Origin of the sequence: Vreelandella zhanjiangensis DSM 21076 (assembly GCF_000377665.1) — a bacterium.
GTDB lineage: Bacteria > Pseudomonadota > Gammaproteobacteria > Pseudomonadales > Halomonadaceae > Vreelandella > Vreelandella zhanjiangensis.
Window position 1 is genome coordinate 18,298 of record NZ_KB898652.1, and the last position, 16,538, is coordinate 34,835.

The following is a 16,538-nucleotide window of genomic DNA, read 5'->3' on the forward strand; positions in this document are numbered from 1 at the left end:
GGCGTAATCATTAGTACTGTTTTTAGAAACTGTTTTTAGGATATCAACATGCCTCGCTACCCCGAGCACCTTACCGGTGAAGGCCCGGTCAACCCCTTTCCGGGTATTAAAGTACTCGAACGTCGCCTTGGCCGAGAGATCCCGCATCAGTTGGGGTCCAACGAAGGCCTGGATATGCCCCACCGGGCGCTGCGCGAGCATTTTGGTGATGCCCTGGCTAAACACGTTTACGGCTACGGCGATGCCGAAGCCTTGGGCGTCCGCCAGCGGCTAAGCGCGCAGCAGGGCATTCTCCTTGATCATATGCTGGTGGATGCCGGGGCTGACAGCCTGATTGCACTGGCGGTGCGCACTACCTGTGAGCCCGGCGCCACGGTCGTGTGTACAGCAGGCACCTACCCCACCTTTGGCTATTTTGCCAAGGGGCAAGGCTGTCGGCTGGTTGAACCTAGTTACCATGAAGCGCCGGGCGTGTTGGCGCCTGACCTGGAAGCATTGGCCACAGCGGCGCATCAGGAAAACGCGCGCCTGGTGTATCTTGCTAATCCGGATAACCCCAGCGGCCATCTGCATAGCGATAGCGCAATTCTCAAACTGCGCGAGGCACTGCCGGACACCTGCTGGCTACTGTTGGATGAAGCGTATGGGGATTTTCGTGATGATGCGGGGAGCGAGTTTGCGGCCCAAGCACTGCCCGGCGTAATTCGCCTGCGCACGCTCTCAAAAGCCCACGGCTTAGCAGGGCTGCGCATTGGCTATGCGATCGCCGAACCTGCCGTACTTACCATGATGATGAAGGTACGTATTCACTATGCAGTGTCGACACTAACCCTGGCCGCCGCCGAAGTAGTGCTCGACCACCCTGAAGAAGTGAATCAGCACGTCGCTGATGTAAAAGCGCGCCGCGAGCAGCTGGCCGAGCACTTTCGCGCTTTAGGCGCCGATGTGCTGCCGAGTGCCACCAACTTTATCGGCATCCGCCTACCCAGCGCTGACATCGCCGCGATGGTGCATCAGCAATTGCTGGCAGAAGGCGTGCTGGTTGCACGGCTGGCGCATCCAGAACTTGCCAACGTAATACGCATTACCGCCGTGGCGGATGCTCTAACGTCTGGACGGCTGGCGATTCTTGAACAGGCCATTAAAGCGCACGCTTGATACGCCAATCCTCTTAAGATCCCGGCTTACGCCGGGGTCAACCAATGTCTGAACTCCTCCAGCTCACCGCGTACTGCTTGGCGATATAAGTGTTGCAGTTGAGCTGTCACGCTATCAGGGCTAATCGACTCTTTGACAGGTGATGCACCCGCACGTGTGCCGATTCGGCGCCCATCCAACTCGCGCAGCGGGAGTATTTCCGCGGCGGTGCCGGTTAAAAAAGCTTCATCAGCGGTATACAGCTCATCGCGGGTAATTCTGCGCTCGCGTACTTCAATACCCAGCATCTGTTGCGCTAGCTGAATCACGCTATCCCGGGTAATCCCCTGTAGGCACGAGGTCACCTCGGGCGTGTGCAGTACACCGTCGCGCAGCAGAAAGACATTAGCCGCCGAGGCTTCGGCCACATAGCCTTCGGGGTCGAGCATGATGGTTTCATCAAAACCGGCTTTCACGGCGGTATTGAGCGCCAGCATCGAGTTGACGTAGTGGCCGCTGGTCTTGGCGCGACACAGGCTGATATTCACATGATGGCGTGCCCAGGAAGACGTTAGCGCACGCAGCCCGTGGGTAGCGGCATGGGGTGAGATATACGGGCCTAAATCCCAGGCGGCCACCATCACATGGGTCGTCAGCCCCTGGGCACGTAGGCCCAGGCCTTCTGCGCCTAAAAACACGGTGGGTTTCAAGTAGGCATTGCTCAAGCCGTTTTTACTCAGGCACTCGCGCTGGGCGGTGATTATTTCCGCTTCGCTAAACGGCAGTGGGACATCCAGCGCATGAGCGCTTTCCGCCAGGCGGCGCGTGTGTTCTGCCACCCGAAAAAGATGCGTACCGGTAGCGCCAGCGTAGGCGCGCACACCTTCAAAACAGCCCATGCCGTAATGTAGGGTATGGGTAAACAAATGCACCTTGGCCTCGCGCCATTCGCGCCATTCACCGTCCTGCCAAATCCAGCCGTCGCGATCATAAAGCGGTGTCATGCATGCTCTCCCATTGTTGGCGCCAGCCATCGATCAGCACCTGCTGGTGCGGCTGCAAGGCCTGATAGCCCCAGGCAGCGATTTCATCATTCTGCGGATCGGGTACGCCAAGCGCGCTGCCCGCCAGGGTTTGGATAACGGCATGGCCACATAACGGAACGTAGCCTTCTGAATAGCCGCCCTCGTGCACAAAGACGAGCTTGCCTGCGCAGCAGCGCTCGGCAAGCACCTTAAGCTGAGCCGTCATGCGTGCGAAAGCGGCGCTGTTGAGCAGCATTTTGCCCAGCGGGTCCTTGGCACAGGCGTCATAGCCACAGGCCACTACGATTAAATCCGGCGCGAAGGCTTCAAGCGCTGGCAAAATAAGCCTTTCCATCGCGTATTCATAAGCCCCCAGGCCACAGCCGGGAGGCAGTGGCAGGTTGAGGTTGGCACCCACACCGGCCCCTTCGCCCTGCTCCGCAAAGTGCCCGGTTTCCAGCGGATAATTGGCCGCCTGATGCACCGAAACTGTCAACACATCAGGCTCGGTGTAAAACGCCGCCTGCTGCCCATTGCCGTGATGAACATCCCAGTCAAGAATTGCCACCCGCTTCGCCTGTCCCAGGGCACGTGCGCGCATGACCGCGACAGGAATATTGCCTAACAGACAGAACCCCCGCCCCTGATCTGCTTCCGCGTGATGCCCCGGCGGGCGGCACAGGGCATAGGCATTGTTGACCTGCCCTAGCGCCACGGCTTCTACCGCCGCGATAGCCAGCCCCACCGATTGGCGAGCGGCGGCCCAACTGCCCGGCATAAACGGGGCACAGTCGCCGCCGTTACCGCCCTGCGCCTGGTCGCCTGCCTGTAGCGCCTCTAAATAGCGCGGGGTGTGAAAACGCAATAGGTCATCCAGGCTGGCTGCTGGCGGTTTGACCACGTGGAGTTCGTCGATCAAACCGCTGACTTCCAGAATGTTTTTAAGCCGCCGCTTGCTTTCGGGGCTTTCCGAGGCGGCCTGGGGCTGCAAGAACTCGCCGGGGGCAGAAAACACCCCAATCGCGCCCTGGTCATGCCAAAAGCAGCGCTCATGCCAGTAAAAGCCAGTTGTGCTCATGACGCAAAGCCCTGCATAAAAGCGGCCAAGTTAGCGCTGAGGTGCTCGGTCGGATAGCCACCTTCCTGAATAATCACCGTGGGCAGCGCCAGCGCCGCCAAACGCTTGCCGACCTCAATAAACGCGTCGGTCTCCACCTTCAGCCCGGCTAGCGGGTCATCCTTATGGGCATCCAGACCTAGCGCGACGACCACGGCTTCGGGCTCATAGCGCTGCAGGTGATCAATCAAGACGGCGAGGGCGTCTAGATACACCTCGCCATCGCTGCCCACCGGCAGGGGCAGGTTAACGTTGGCATCGACCCCCTCATCGCTGCCCTCTTCATCGGCACCGCCCCAGAAAAATGGATAGAAGTCGCTGGGGTCGGCGTGTAGCGAGCCGGTCCACACATCGCTTCTTGAGTAAAAAATATCCTGGGTGCCGTTACCGTGGTGGAGATCCACATCAATGATGGCCACTTTGGCATAGCGCTCGCGCAGTACGGTGGCGGCAAGCCCTGCATTATTCAGCAGGCAAAAACCGCCGGCACGTTCAGGCCCTGCATGATGGCCCGGCGGGCGACACAGCGCATAGGCGCTGGGCGCGCCATTCAGGACTTCTTCTGCCGCGGCTTCAGCGGTAGCTGCCGAGGCCAGCGCCCCACGAAAGCTGGTCGCGCTGAGCGGACAGGCCATATCGTGCAGGTGCCACCCGGCCTGGCCGATCGGATGGCGTGGGTAGTGATGGCCACCCCCACAAGGATGAATATTAGGGGCGACGAACGCTGCGGCATTGGGGAGTTCCTGCCAACGTGTGTAGATAGTGTCAAGAAACTGCAGATAGCGCGGCGTATGGATCTGCTCCAAACGCTTGCGCAGCGTGGGCGAATCGGCCTCTAAAGGTTCGCTCAGCGTAAGCCCCACGCTTGCCAGGCCCTGAGTAAGCAGCTCGGCACGCACCGGGCCTTCGGGTGAAGGCGCAGGCTGACCGCGTAGCAGAAAGGTCGGCGGCGCGTGGTAGGCCTGATCGGGGTGGTAAAAGCATTTCATAATGAGTTCGCAATCCTTAGGCTGTTTACGAAAACTGCCTGCGCTCGCCGACTTTTCGTATAAACCCTAGCAGCCCGTTAGAGTAAAGAAGGAATCCAGGTGGATAGCGCTGGAAAAGCGGCAAGCAGCACGATCACCACAATAAACGATACGTAAAACGGCAGTGACGCCACGATAGCCCTCTCATAGGGCACTTCGGCTATGCGCGCAGCAGTCATCAGGGTCATGCCGACCGGCGGCGTCACGTTGGAGATATTGAGTACCACGATCATTAGAATTGCGAAGTGCAGTGGGTCAAAACCTAACTGCAGCATGGCAGGTACCAACACCGGAGCAATCACTACCAGCGCGGGCAGCACATCCATCACCGTACCAATTATTAAGAGTAGCAGGCAGACCAGCATCAGCTGCACAAAGGCGACATCACTAAAGGTAGTAATCATGCTGGCAGCGTCTCGGGCAATCCCCGAGCGGGTGACGAACCAGCCCAGCACGGCGGAGGTCGCGAGTAGAAAAAATACCACGCCAGAGAAGCGCACCGTGGTCACCAGGGCATCCCATATCTTGCGCCAGGTAAGATTGCGGTAGAACACCACGCCAATCACGATGGCATACACCGCCGCAAAGCCGGATGCTTCGGTAATTGTGGTGAGTCCCGAAAGAATGCCGCCTAGAATAATCAGCGGCACCACCATCGCCGGTAGCGCGACCAGCAGCGCCATTATCGCGGCCTTAAAGGGGGTGGGCGCCTGTTTAGGGTAGCCGCGTTTCCAGGCCAGGAAAAAGCTCACCCCAAGTAGCGCCAACGCCATCAATAGGCCGGGGATAATACCGCCCGCAAACAGGTCGATCACCGATATATCGCGCAGCAGCGTGGCGTAAACCACCATGACCACACTAGGTGGAATGATCGGCCCAATAATCGATGAGCAGGCGGTAACCGCGGCGGCATACTCAGCGTCGTAGCCCTGTTTCTTCATCTCGGGGATCATGATTTTGCCGATCGCGACGGTATCAGTTACGGCAGCGCCCGTGAGGCCTGCAAAAAACACCGAGACCGAAATATTGACGTGGGAAAGCGATCCACGCACCCGGCCAAACAACGCATTGTTAAAGGCGATCAGCTTATGGGTTAGCCCGCCCTGGTTCATCAGCTCAGCGGTAAAGATAAAGTAAGGCACGGCAATCAGCAGAAAGCCGGAAACGCCGGAGAACATACGGTCCGCGATAATCCCCAGCATGCGCTCGCCCCCCAGCGCAAAGCCGCCCGCCAAGCCCGACATCGCCATGACCACTGCCACCGGCGCCCCAATAAACAACAGCAGCACGAAGACTAAAATTGCAGGGGTCATGAGCGGCTCTCCCCGTCATTGGTTTCAATGAGCTCATCAATCATGGCGCGCTCATCTATAAAATGCTCCAACAAGGCAAAGCCGTGCACCAGGTGCAAGAGCATAATGACGCCGCTGATAGGCACTACGACGGCGGTGAACTTACTCGGAATGCGAATCTGGTCGGAGACCATGTACACCTGAGTCGCGTTGGTGAAGTAGCCCCAGCCATACCAGACCAACATCAGCGCAAACAGGCCGATAACGGCCAGACAAAGCCCCGCCGCCACCTGCACCATGATTTTGGGCAAACTACGTACCAGCAGCGTCATTGCCACATGTTCGCCATAGCGCAGTGAGATGGTCATGGAGAGAAAACCTATCCACGGCAAAAACAGCCGCGCCAGCGAATATGTCCAGCTCAGCGTGCTGCCGGTGAATAGCTTGTAAACAAACGCGGTAAAAGAGATGCCCAGCATGGCGAGAATACAGCCAATGCACAGCACGATCGCCACCTGATTGACGCTATCGCTTAGGCGGCGCAACGGGGGTAAAACGCCCATGATGATTCCTCACGCTGGGGCATGCCCGCTCCCCAGCGTTTATCCGTCGCTAACCGTTATTGGCCATAAATGCGCATGTCGTCATTCGCCAACTGCTGGCCGACCTGCTCGACTTCATCGAGCAGCCCCTGCACGCGGGCGCTATCCATGCCGAAATCATCAACGATCCATGCCTGCCAAGCCGGGCGGGCAATCTCGGCCATGCGTTCGCGTTCGGCATCGGGCATCAGGTAGCAGGCTTCAAAGCGCTCACAGGATTCAACCCAGCTGGCCGTTGCCAAGGCACCCGACATTCCATGGCTTAGCTGAATCGCTTCGCGGGCTGAGCTGATCAGCGCCTGCTGATGGCTTTCCGGAAGCGTCTGGTACCAGGACTCACTCACCATCCAGGGCGCGCTGTTATACACATGCCCGGTGAGCGTGGTGTAGTCCGTTACGGCATCGAAATTGAAGGTGGTATTGAGCACAGGCGCGTTGAACTGGCCATCGGCAAGGCCGGTTTCGAGCGCAGTAATTAGCTCGCCCCAGGGCAAAGGCGTTGCGGACGCGCCTAGTGAACGCATGATGGCTACGTGAGCGGGGTTCTCTTCGGTGCGAATATTCAGCCCTTCCAGATCCTCAAGCGTTTCGATCAAATGGACGTTGTTGGTAAACGCAACGAAACCGCCGCCGTCATCAAAGGTTCCCAGATAGCGCATGTTGGCCGCATCGACGGTGCCGGACATGAAGTCGGCAAACCATTCGCTGTCAAAGAAGGTCCACGCCTGGCGCCAGCTGGTAAACAGGAATGGGGCGGTGACCGCTTGATAGTCACCATAAAAAGAGGACATGGCCCCGGCTGACATGATGGTCGATTGAAGCGTGCGGCCAGCCTGCACTTCAGAGCCGTTTTCCACCTCAGAACCCAGCTGCCCACCGCCGAAAATGGTGACTTCCAGATCGCCGTCGGTACGCGCTTCCACGAGGTTTTTGAAGTGCACCAGCGCCGGGTAGATTTCGTTGTTACTCATATCCTCCGGGATCTGGGTGGCAATCACCATTTCATAAGATTGGGCTTGAGCGTTGGCACTGGCAATCGCCAACGGAAGTGCTGCCAGAGCAGCAAAGAGAAAAGATTGCTTAGCGTTCATAACACACCTCGTTTTGATTATTGGTTGGTCTTCGTTATGAGTGACGTCTTAGGTTATTTTGTGGTGATGGCATGATTGTATTTATTCTCGCCATCTCTGCTTGCCTGCCTGCTTACGTTGTCTTTTTAGCCTGTCTGGCCAGACAGCGACTCCCATACCTCAATAGCGGCGGCCAGGTCTTCAAGCGATGCGCCGACCGATTTAAACAGCGTGATGGAGTCATCAGCGGTTCGGCCAGGCTTAGCGCCAGAGAGCACCTCGGCTAACTCAGCCTGAATATCTTCAAAGCGGAAGGCCCCTTCATCAATGGCCTGAAGAATATCGCCCGCTTCGCCCTGGGCACCGGCGTAGGTATCCACAAACACCGCCGCACGGCGCAGGCATTCGGCATCGGTTTCGCGCATTTGCGGCCGGAAGGCGCCAATCAAATCCAGATGCGTGCCGGGGGTTAGCCATTCGCCTTTAATCAGCGGCTGGGTTGAAAGTGTCACGCAGCTGACGATATCGGCTTGCGCGACGGCCACGGCCAAGTCGTCGACCACTTCGGTGGTAAAGCGCGTGGCGTACGCCTGGGCGATCGCTTTGGCCTTGCTGGCGTTACGTCCCCAGATCATTACCCGCTTAATAGGCCTGACGCTGGCGTGGGCTTCGATCACCATGGGCGCCAGCTTGCCCGTGCCCACCACCAGCAGCGTTTCGGCAGACTCTTTGGCTAACGCCTGAGCCGCTAATGCGGAAGCGGCCGCCGTACGTCGCCGCGTGAGCTCACTGCCATCAATACAGGCAAGCGGCTGGCCGTGTTTGCCTTCGCTGAGAAGATAAAGCCCTGAAATCGCCGGTACGCCATGGTCTGCGTTTTGCGGAAACACATTGACCATTTTGACGCCAATATAGCCAGCGGCTTCCCAGGCAGGCATCAGCAGCATGGTGGCTTCGCCATCGGGCCGGTGCATGGCGTGGTGATGGCGCGGCGGTGACTCAACGCCCTTCACAAACGTTGCATGCAGCCGGCTGATCAGCCCTTCCCAAGAGAGGTGGCAAGCCACCTCTTCAGCAGAAACAACCCGCATATCAAGCCTCCGGCAGTGCGGCGACCACCATGATTTCGACTTTCCATTCAGGCTTGGCAAGCTTTGCCTCAAGCGCGGCACGCACGGGTGGGCGTCCTGGCACGACCCAGGCATCCCAGGCAGCGTTCATCTGGTCAAATTCCGCCATGCTGGTGACCCAGACTTGCGCTGAAATAAGGTGCTGCTTGGAAGTACCCGCCTGCTCCAGCAGCTGATCGATACGCGTTAGCACCTGTTCGGTCTGGCCACGCATATCGGCGCTGGCATCGCCCGGCACCTGGCCCGCGAGATACACGGTACCGTTATGAATAGCCACTTGGCTCATACGCGCATTGCTGTCTTGATAGGTAACGCTCATAGAGTTTCTCCAGAAAATAATAGGATCCATTTGAGACTACGATGTTGCCAGGCAACTCGCTTGCCCCAAACTCCGACAGTTTTGCCCGTAAATCAGGTAAGTCACAAGAAGTGATAAACAAGAGATAAAAAAAGAACTAAAAAAGGACTAAATAAAGAGAAGAAAAGCCTAGCGGTCTGAAGAAGGGGCAATATCAAAGTGGCGGCGATAAGCGCGTGAAAAACTGCCTTGATCACGAAAGCCTACCAGCATCGCGATATGGCCCAGGCTCAAGACACTGTGCCGCGCCAGGGTGCGGGCATGTTCCAAACGCCGTCGCTGCACGTAGGCCAAGGGCGTGATGCCGGTCAGTTCGCGAAAGCAGGCATGAAAATGCCCAGGACTCAGTGCACACAGTGCGGCCAGCTGTTCGACGCGAATATCATCGGCTAGATGCCGATCCAGCCAGGCATCAAGGCGCTCCAGATCAAGTCGTTCACTCACACAGCGCGTGCCTAATTGGGCAACCGTTGAGGCAGGCTCATCCTGCAGATACATGGTCAGCGCGCGCAGTAGCAAAATGGCGATTTCATTTTGCAGCCCGGGGCACTGCTCAAGCTGATTTGCCAGCGCGTGAGTCAGCTGATTTAACGCCGGGGGAATGGTGAAAAAGCGTGGTTTATCAAATAGACGCTCGATGTCATCGCCCTTTTCAAGGCTGGCTAACTGGACAACCGGAATATCCAGTACCAGGGTACGGTTACTGCCATCGCCTTCATATTCATGATGTCGCGAAGAGGGAATCAAACAGCCACGGCGGGCGGTAACACGCTCCTCCTGCCCTTCCATGGCAAGCTCTGTCACCCCGCTGGTTGCTAGAATCAGCTGATGAAAGTCATGCGAGTGAGCCACATGCTCAGATGCCAGGTTTCGGCTTTGCAGCTCAAAACGGGTCATGGCAATCGCCTTTCTTATTGGAATCTATCTTTGCACTATAAAACGACCCAGAGCGAAAAAGCGAGCCAGCGAAGATGGCGCTAAATGTTTGCTTGGGGTCATTGAGATCGCCTTTACCTAACCGCTAAACCCTACATACCAGATCACGAAAGGCACCGCTGCCAGAAATACGATAGAGATCATGGCAAGCAACCCATCCCTGGTCAAAAGCCCCGCCGCGAAGCAGGCGATGGCGGCCGAAGCTATCGAACCAGAAGTAGGGATGACTTCCATAAACGGCATAAAAGGAGTAACCGCCAAAATAACGGCGAGCGGCAGATACAACCAAGGCGGCTTGACGAAAAACACCCAGCGCGGCTTGAGAAACCGCTCAACGAAATGCACCGGCTTGCGCAGCCAGTTAATCCCTTTGCAAAGCTTGCTGGTCGACAGATTTCTACGTGATATGAAGCCTGGTAGCCAGAGGCAGTCTCGGCCCAGAATTATCTGTGCGACGAGGATAAACTCGATGGCCGCAACAATCGCGGTGATGCCCGGTATCGAACTTGCCGGAGACGTCGAAATAAGAGCAAACATTAGCATCAGTGATGCAAAGGAGTGTGGGCCGAGTTCGTCCACAAGCGACCCAATCGTTACGTTTTGCCCTTGAACCGAGTGTTCAAGATGATTCAGAACCTCGCTGAGTGCCCGCGTGGTGTGTTCGGCCATTATTGAGCTCCCTGCTCGCCATAAAGCCTTTCAGGCATTAAATGGGGGCACCTGTATCCATGGAATAGAAATAGCCGTCTAAAACACCTGTGCGATCACTTTCGAGTGTAGTTCAGATTGGTTTAATCAAATGTTAGATGTCGAGCCAGTGATGGTGTGAACCAATGAGGATATGACAAATCTTTGTTCATGCTCGATGGCATTTTCTGGAATGCCAAAACCAAAAAAGGGCCTAGCGATGAACGCTAAGCCCTAAAATTTGGTGCCGGTGGCCAGACTCGAACTGGCACACCCGTAAAGGCGGCGGATTTTGAATCCGCTGCGTCTACCAATTCCGCCACACCGGCAATGGATGCGCATTATACGGAGATAACCCTTGAGGTCAATCACATTGACTGACTTTATCTAGCGAAGGGGGTATCCTATGCCGCCTGTTTGACCACTGTTAAGAGCCAACCCATGCAGCGCGCGGACTTTTATTTCGAGCTACCCGATGAGCTGATTGCTCGCTACCCTTCTGAACAGCGCAGCGACTGCCGTTTGCTGTGCGTGGATGGTCAGAGCGGCGCGCTTGAGCATCGCCAGTTTACGGATCTTCTTGAGCGCCTAAACCCCGGCGATTTGCTGGTGTTTAACGATACCCGGGTGATCCCCGCCCGCCTGCACGGCCATAAAGCCAGCGGCGGCAAGGTGGAGATGCTGCTTGAGCGCCCGCTGGATAGTCATCGGGGCTTGGCGCATATCCGTTCGAGTAAATCGCCCAAGCCCGGCACCGAGCTGATCTTTGAAGGTAATATTCACGCCGTGGTGGAAGGCCGTCGCGATGCGCTGTTTGAGCTGCGCTTTTTGGGTGATACGCCGATGATCGCGCTATTAGAGCAGCACGGCCATATGCCGCTGCCACCCTATATCACCCGGGAAGACGAACTCAGCGACCGCGAACGCTATCAGACCGTTTACGCACGTCGGGATGGCGCCGTGGCCGCCCCCACGGCGGGCCTGCATTTTGACCAGCCGCTGCTGGATGCCCTGGCTGAAAAAGGCATCAACAGCGCGTTTGTCACTCTGCACGTGGGTGCCGGCACCTTTCAGCCAGTGCGAGTGGACAACATTCTTGAACACCATATGCATAGCGAATGGATTGAGGTGTCGGAAGCCGCCTGCCAGCAGGTACGCGAGGCGCAAGCGGCGGGCAACCGGGTGATTGCGGTGGGCACCACCAGCGTGCGCTGTCTGGAAAGCGCCTGCCAGAAAAGCGATGACGGGCAGATAGCGCCCTACAGCGGGGATACGGATATCTTCATCTACCCAGGCTACGAGTGGCGCTGTGTGGATGCGTTGATTACCAACTTCCACCTGCCGGAATCGACGCTTTTGATGCTGGTGTCGGCGTTTGCCGGCTATGACACGATGATTAACGCCTACCGTGAGGCGGTTGCCGAACGCTACGCTTTCTTTAGCTATGGCGATGCGATGCTGCTTACCCGTTAGCGGCTACCCTTTAAAAAGCCGCCACTACTGCTTTATCGATGATTACTTAACGAGTTACGACAATGCGAAACGAATGCTTTATGCGCTTTGAGCGCCTGGCCGACGATGGCCGCGCTCGGCGCGGTCGCCTTCACTTCCCCCGTGGCACGGTTGAAACCCCCGCGTTTATGCCGGTGGGTACTTACGGCACCGTAAAAGGCATGACGCCGGATTCCATCAAGGAGATCGGCGCTGAAATCATCCTGGGCAATACCTTTCACCTATGGCTGCGCCCGGGTACCGAGGTGATTGAAGCCCACGGCGACCTGCACGACTTCGCCCAGTGGGACAAGCCGATCCTTACCGATTCCGGCGGTTTTCAGGTGTTTTCGCTCGGCGAGATGCGCAAGATCACCGAGCAAGGCGTGCATTTCCGCTCGCCGGTGGATGGCAGCAAGGTGTTTATGGGTCCCGAAGAGTCCATGGCCGTGCAGCGCTCGCTGGGCTCTGACGTGGTGATGATCTTTGACGAATGTACGCCCTATCCGGCGACGTTCGAAGAAGCTGAAAAATCCATGGAGCTGTCGCTACGTTGGGCCAAACGCTCACGCGATGCTCACGGTGATTCGCCTTCAGCGCTTTTCGGCATCATCCAGGGCGGCATGCACCCCGAGCTTCGCGAGCGCTCGCTCAAAGGGCTTTTGGAGATCGGCTTTGATGGCCTGGCGATTGGCGGGCTTTCCGTAGGCGAGCCCAAAGAAGAGATGATCAAGGTACTGGATTACCTGCCCACCTGGATGCCTGATGAAAAGCCACGCTACCTGATGGGCGTAGGTAAACCTGAGGATCTGGTGGAAGGCGTGCGCCGCGGCGTGGATATGTTTGACTGCGTGATGCCGACCCGCAACGCGCGTAATGGCCACCTGTTCACCGCTGACGGTACGGTCAAGATTCGTAACGCCAAGCATCGCCATGACACCAGCCCCCTTGAAGAGGGTTGTGACTGCTATACCTGCAAGAATTTCTCGCGCGGCTATTTGCACCACCTGGACCGCTGCAACGAAATGCTCGGATCGATGCTCAATACCATCCACAACCTGCGCTACTACCAGCGTGTAATGGCTGATTTGCGCGCGGCAATCGAAGCGGGTACATTGACGACCTTTGTGGAAGGCTTTTATGCCCGGCGCGGCCTACCGGTGCCTCCCCTAGCCGAATAGAGTTCACCCGCTTTGGCGGGTGAGCAAAGGGGCGCTTATCAACATAATAGTTAATCAGCGCCTCTTCTAACCCTTTCACCCATTTAGGGTATTAACCCAGGAGTTCTCTGCAATGCTGGATTTCTTCATCTCACCAGCCCACGCCCAAGAAGCGGCCGCTGGCGGTGGTATCGCGCAAATCGTCATGCTGGTCGGTTTTGTGCTGATTTTCTACTTCCTGTTGTGGCGCCCCCAAGCCAAGCGTGCCAAGCAGCACAAGCAGCTGGTCACTAGCTTGGACAAAGGCGATGAAGTCGTCATTGGCGGTGGTCTGGTAGGCCGCGTCACAAAGGTCAGCGATGAGTTCCTGACCCTTGAAGTGTCTGAAGGCACCGAAGTTAACGTGCAGAAGAATGCCGTTGCCGCCGTACTGCCGAAGGGCACCATTAAGTCCATCTAACGCCCGCAACTCCCCCTGCCGATCCAGTGCCAGCCACCCCGGCAGGGGTGCCATGGTAGGTACGATGGTAAATTTTGCTGTGCATGGAATCCCCATGCACAGCAATTCCGTTTGTAATTGAAGGCAGGGCTTGCATGCTCAACCGTTACCCCCTGTGGAAGTATCTACTGATACTGGTCGTCCTGGTGGTTGGCCTTATCTATTCGCTTCCCAACTTATTCCCCGCAGATCCCGCTATTCAGCTCAGCAGCGCCCAGGGTGACACGCTGGAATTGCGTCAAATCCAACGCGTTGAAAGCGCACTTGAAGAAAACGACATCGTCGTAAAAGCCTCCGAGCAAGAGAACGGCCAGTGGCTGATTCGCCTGCGCAACGATGATGACCAGCTAAACGCCCGTGATATTGCCGCCGACCTCTTAGGCAGCGATGCGACCGTGGCACTCAACCTTGCAGAAGCCACGCCCTCATGGCTACAGGCGTTTTCCGCCTCCCCCATGACGCTGGGTCTTGATCTGCGCGGTGGCGTTCACTTCCTGCTGGAAGTGGATATGGACGCAGCACTCACCCAACGCCTGGAAGTCAATGCCAGCGCCATGCGTGAACTGTTGCGCAGCGAACGTATTCGTTATCGCAACACCGAGGTTGAAGACCGTACGCTGTCGATCGACTTTGCAAGCTCTGAAGACCGCGATAGCGCACGTCGTCTGATTAGCCGTGACTTCCCCAATTTTGAATACAGCACGCAAGGCAGTGGTCGGTCTTCTTCGCTGGTAATGACGCTGAGCGATCAGACCGTCAACGAAATTCAGGACTACGCGATCAACCAAAACTTGACCACCCTGCGTAACCGGGTGAATGAGCTGGGTGTTGCCGAGCCGATGGTTCAACGCCAAGGGCCGAACCAGATTGTGGTCGAGCTACCCGGCGTACAGGACACCGTAGCGGCCAAGCGGATCGTGGGCGCGACGGCGAACCTTGAGTTCCGTCTGGAAGCACGCAACGACACGCCTGATGCAGAAACCGAAACCCTTTCATTCCGTAATGATTCAGCACGCTCTGCCGCGCTGATGCGCGATGTGATCATTACCGGTGACAGCGTTTCCAGCGCCAGCAATAGCTTCGATGAAAACGGTCGCCCGCAGGTAAATATCAATTTGGATGGCACCGGCGGTACGCTGATGAACCGCGCCACGCGCACCAATATCGGTCGCAACATGGCAGTGCTGTTTATCGAGCATAAGAGCGAAGACACGGTGGTCACCGACCCGGATACCGGCGAAGAAACCATTGAGCGCGAGCCTTATGTTGAGCGCGGCCTAATCAGCTTAGCGACCATTCAAAGCGCACTGGGTAACAGCTTCCGGATTACCGGCCTGGACTCGCCGACAGAAGCCGCTGAGCTTGCGCTGCTGCTACGTTCCGGTTCGCTGGCCGCGCCGATTTACTTCGTGCAGGAGCGCACCATTGGCCCAAGCCTGGGTGCGGAAAACATCGAACGCGGCCTGCTGTCGGTGCAAATCGGCCTGCTGCTGCTCGTGCTGTTTATGCTGGCGCGCTACAAAGTGTTCGGTATTTTTGCCAACGTTGCTCTCGCCCTCAACCTGACGATTCTGGTCGCGGTAATGTCGATGCTGGGCGCCACACTCACCCTGCCGGGTATCGCCGGTATCGTACTGACGCTGGGTATGGCGGTGGATGCCAACGTGCTGATCTTTGAGCGCATACGTGAAGAGCTGCGTAACGGGCTATCGATTCAGCAGGCCATTCACGCAGGCTACGAGCGCGCCTTTACCTCGATTGTCGATGCCAACATCACCACGCTGTTAGTCGCGGTGATCCTGTTCTCGATTGGTACCGGCCCGGTCAAAGGATTTGCGGTCACGCTGTCTATCGGCATTTTGACGTCCATGTTCACCGCGCTAATGGTGACACGCGCCATGGTCAACCTGAGCTATGGCAGCAAACCCGTCAAAAAGCTGTGGATATAAAGAGCATGAATCTGAACCACGCGCTCAGCCCAGAATTTAAGAGGTGGTAATGAAACCCCTATCAAACCTGCAAATCGACTTTATGGGACGGCGCAAGCTTGCGTTCATCGTCTCTGCTGTAATGCTGATTGTGTCGATTGGCGCCCTGGTGTTCCAACAGCTCAATCTGGGACTCGACTTCACCGGGGGCACGCTAATTGAGGTTCGCTATGGCGCAGCACCCTCTTTGGATGCTATCCGCCAGCTGATGGTGGATAGCGGCTTCAGGGATGTCTCGGTACAAACCTTCGGCGCCTCAACCGAGGTTCTGATTCGTTTGCAGCAAGCGTTTGACCCTGATGTGGGCAGCGATGTCGTCAACCTGCTGCGCACCAGCGGCGAGAATGTCAACCTGGTGCGTGCCGAATTCGTCGGCGCCCAGGTGGGTGATCAGCTGCGCGACCAAAGCGGCTTGGGCCTGCTGGTCGCACTCGGCGTGGTAATGTTGTATGTCGCCTTCCGCTTCCAGTACAAGTTTGCCATCGGGGCGCTTTTAGCCCTGCTTCACGATGTCATCATCGTGGTGGGCATTTTTGCGCTGTTCCAGCTTGAGTTCGACCTGACGGTACTGGCGGCTATTCTGGCGGTTATCGGCTACTCACTGAACGACACAATCGTGGTGTATGACCGCATTCGTGAAACGATCCGCACCTCGCGTATCGACGATATGCCGCAGATCTTTAACGAAGCGATCAATGCCACTCTGTCGCGTACGCTGGCCACCTCCGGCACCACAATGCTGGTGTTGATTGCCCTGCTGATCCTCGGCGGCGATATGATCGAGAACTTTGCGATCGCTCTGCTGATCGGCATCGGCGTGGGTACGTTCTCCTCCATCTACATCTCGGGTGCCCTGCTGCTTCCGCTCAAACTTTCGCGTGAGGACCTGATCCCCACCAAGAAAGCCATTGATGAAGAGGAAGAAGAGCTGCCCTGAAATAAAGTGGTGTTCAAACACTGATAAGCAGCCAGCAAAAAGGCCCTGCCGGTACAACCCGGCAGGGCCTTTTTAGTACGT

At 57.0% G+C, this 16,538-nt stretch carries 16 protein-coding genes and 1 tRNA gene; 6 read left to right on the forward strand and 11 right to left on the reverse strand.

Going from position 1 to position 16,538, the window contains the following annotated elements:
- The first annotated feature begins 48 nt into the window (after nt 1-48).
- Nucleotides 49-1,158 carry a pyridoxal phosphate-dependent aminotransferase gene (locus tag D467_RS0113765; RefSeq protein ID WP_018918108.1) on the forward strand — a complete coding sequence of 370 codons (1,110 nt, stop codon included), beginning with the start codon at nt 49-51 and terminating at the stop codon, nt 1,156-1,158.
- A gap of 26 nt (nt 1,159-1,184) precedes the next feature.
- On the opposite strand, the gene D467_RS0113770 is transcribed toward D467_RS0113765, so the two are convergent.
- From D467_RS0113770 to D467_RS0113820, 11 genes are all read right to left on the reverse strand, one after another.
- A complete protein-coding gene (locus D467_RS0113770) occupies nt 1,185-2,141 on the reverse strand; it encodes a branched-chain amino acid transaminase (RefSeq protein WP_018918109.1) in 957 nt (318 codons plus the stop codon).
- Nucleotides 2,125-3,240 carry a histone deacetylase-like amidohydrolase gene (locus tag D467_RS0113775; protein ID WP_018918110.1) on the reverse strand — a complete coding sequence of 372 codons (1,116 nt, stop codon included), beginning with the start codon at nt 3,238-3,240 and terminating at the stop codon, nt 2,125-2,127. Before D467_RS0113775 ends, D467_RS0113770 begins: the two co-directional genes overlap by 17 nt.
- Nucleotides 3,237-4,268: a histone deacetylase family protein gene (locus D467_RS0113780; protein ID WP_018918111.1), complete on the reverse strand. Its 1,032-nt coding sequence runs from the start codon at nt 4,266-4,268 to the stop codon at nt 3,237-3,239. The genes D467_RS0113775 and D467_RS0113780 overlap by 4 nt, the downstream gene beginning before the upstream one ends.
- 77 nt (nt 4,269-4,345) lie before the next feature.
- A complete protein-coding gene (locus tag D467_RS0113785) occupies nt 4,346-5,620 on the reverse strand; it encodes a TRAP transporter large permease (RefSeq protein ID WP_018918112.1) in 1,275 nt (424 codons plus the stop codon).
- The gene (locus tag D467_RS0113790; RefSeq protein ID WP_018918113.1) at nt 5,617-6,162 is read right to left on the reverse strand and encodes a TRAP transporter small permease; all 546 of its coding nucleotides are present in this window, start codon (nt 6,160-6,162) and stop codon (nt 5,617-5,619) included. The genes D467_RS0113785 and D467_RS0113790 overlap by 4 nt, the downstream gene beginning before the upstream one ends.
- 56 nt (nt 6,163-6,218) lie before the next feature.
- Nucleotides 6,219-7,292 (reverse strand): TRAP transporter substrate-binding protein DctP, encoded by a 1,074-nt coding sequence (gene dctP, locus D467_RS0113795; protein ID WP_018918114.1) that lies wholly within the window; start codon nt 7,290-7,292, stop codon nt 6,219-6,221.
- 125 nt (nt 7,293-7,417) lie between these two features.
- Nucleotides 7,418-8,362, reverse strand: a complete 945-nt coding sequence (lhpI, locus tag D467_RS0113800; RefSeq protein ID WP_018918115.1) for a bifunctional Delta(1)-pyrroline-2-carboxylate/Delta(1)-piperideine-2-carboxylate reductase — start codon at nt 8,360-8,362, stop codon at nt 7,418-7,420.
- A gap of 1 nt (nt 8,363) precedes the next feature.
- Complete coding sequence (locus D467_RS0113805; protein WP_018918116.1) at nt 8,364-8,720, reverse strand: RidA family protein; 357 nt, start codon at nt 8,718-8,720, stop codon at nt 8,364-8,366.
- Between the two features lie 168 nt (nt 8,721-8,888).
- Nucleotides 8,889-9,656, reverse strand: coding sequence for a helix-turn-helix transcriptional regulator (locus D467_RS0113810; RefSeq protein ID WP_018918117.1), 768 nt, complete (start codon nt 9,654-9,656; stop codon nt 8,889-8,891).
- A gap of 117 nt (nt 9,657-9,773) precedes the next feature.
- Entirely contained in the window at nt 9,774-10,364 is a 591-nt protein-coding gene (locus D467_RS0113815; protein WP_018918118.1) for an exopolysaccharide biosynthesis protein, read from the reverse strand.
- 260 nt (nt 10,365-10,624) lie between these two features.
- Nucleotides 10,625-10,711 (reverse strand) — tRNA-Leu (locus D467_RS0113820).
- A 112-nt stretch (nt 10,712-10,823) separates the two neighbouring features.
- Between D467_RS0113820 and queA the strand changes: the two genes are divergently transcribed.
- From queA to secF, 5 genes are all read left to right on the forward strand, one after another.
- Nucleotides 10,824-11,855: a tRNA preQ1(34) S-adenosylmethionine ribosyltransferase-isomerase QueA gene (gene queA, locus D467_RS0113825; RefSeq protein WP_018918119.1), complete on the forward strand. Its 1,032-nt coding sequence runs from the start codon at nt 10,824-10,826 to the stop codon at nt 11,853-11,855.
- Between the two features lie 80 nt (nt 11,856-11,935).
- Complete coding sequence (gene tgt / locus D467_RS0113830; RefSeq protein WP_026285771.1) at nt 11,936-13,054, forward strand: tRNA guanosine(34) transglycosylase Tgt; 1,119 nt, start codon at nt 11,936-11,938, stop codon at nt 13,052-13,054.
- A 112-nt stretch (nt 13,055-13,166) separates the two neighbouring features.
- Nucleotides 13,167-13,493 (forward strand): preprotein translocase subunit YajC, encoded by a 327-nt coding sequence (gene yajC / locus D467_RS0113835; RefSeq protein WP_018918121.1) that lies wholly within the window; start codon nt 13,167-13,169, stop codon nt 13,491-13,493.
- A 134-nt stretch (nt 13,494-13,627) separates the two neighbouring features.
- Nucleotides 13,628-15,481: a protein translocase subunit SecD gene (secD, locus tag D467_RS0113840; RefSeq protein ID WP_018918122.1), complete on the forward strand. Its 1,854-nt coding sequence runs from the start codon at nt 13,628-13,630 to the stop codon at nt 15,479-15,481.
- 49 nt (nt 15,482-15,530) lie between these two features.
- Nucleotides 15,531-16,457 carry a protein translocase subunit SecF gene (gene secF / locus D467_RS0113845; protein WP_018918123.1) on the forward strand — a complete coding sequence of 309 codons (927 nt, stop codon included), beginning with the start codon at nt 15,531-15,533 and terminating at the stop codon, nt 16,455-16,457.
- Nucleotides 16,458-16,538 lie beyond the last annotated feature (81 nt).

Bases quoted from the DNA above. Each gene is read 5' to 3' on its own strand.
- D467_RS0113765 (WP_018918108.1), top strand. From the start codon at position 49: ATGCCTCGCTACCCCGAGCACCTTACCGGTGAAGGCCCGGTCAACCCC.
- D467_RS0113770 (WP_018918109.1), bottom strand. From the start codon at position 2,141: ATGACACCGCTTTATGATCGCGACGGCTGGATTTGGCAGGACGGTGAA.
- D467_RS0113775 (WP_018918110.1), bottom strand. From the start codon at position 3,240: ATGAGCACAACTGGCTTTTACTGGCATGAGCGCTGCTTTTGGCATGAC.
- D467_RS0113780 (WP_018918111.1), bottom strand. From the start codon at position 4,268: ATGAAATGCTTTTACCACCCCGATCAGGCCTACCACGCGCCGCCGACC.
- D467_RS0113785 (WP_018918112.1), bottom strand. From the start codon at position 5,620: ATGACCCCTGCAATTTTAGTCTTCGTGCTGCTGTTGTTTATTGGGGCG.
- D467_RS0113790 (WP_018918113.1), bottom strand. From the start codon at position 6,162: ATGGGCGTTTTACCCCCGTTGCGCCGCCTAAGCGATAGCGTCAATCAG.
- dctP (WP_018918114.1), bottom strand. From the start codon at position 7,292: ATGAACGCTAAGCAATCTTTTCTCTTTGCTGCTCTGGCAGCACTTCCG.
- lhpI (WP_018918115.1), bottom strand. From the start codon at position 8,362: ATGCGGGTTGTTTCTGCTGAAGAGGTGGCTTGCCACCTCTCTTGGGAA.
- D467_RS0113805 (WP_018918116.1), bottom strand. From the start codon at position 8,720: ATGAGCGTTACCTATCAAGACAGCAATGCGCGTATGAGCCAAGTGGCT.
- D467_RS0113810 (WP_018918117.1), bottom strand. From the start codon at position 9,656: ATGACCCGTTTTGAGCTGCAAAGCCGAAACCTGGCATCTGAGCATGTG.
- D467_RS0113815 (WP_018918118.1), bottom strand. From the start codon at position 10,364: ATGGCCGAACACACCACGCGGGCACTCAGCGAGGTTCTGAATCATCTT.
- queA (WP_018918119.1), top strand. From the start codon at position 10,824: ATGCAGCGCGCGGACTTTTATTTCGAGCTACCCGATGAGCTGATTGCT.
- tgt (WP_026285771.1), top strand. From the start codon at position 11,936: ATGCGCTTTGAGCGCCTGGCCGACGATGGCCGCGCTCGGCGCGGTCGC.
- yajC (WP_018918121.1), top strand. From the start codon at position 13,167: ATGCTGGATTTCTTCATCTCACCAGCCCACGCCCAAGAAGCGGCCGCT.
- secD (WP_018918122.1), top strand. From the start codon at position 13,628: ATGCTCAACCGTTACCCCCTGTGGAAGTATCTACTGATACTGGTCGTC.
- secF (WP_018918123.1), top strand. From the start codon at position 15,531: ATGAAACCCCTATCAAACCTGCAAATCGACTTTATGGGACGGCGCAAG.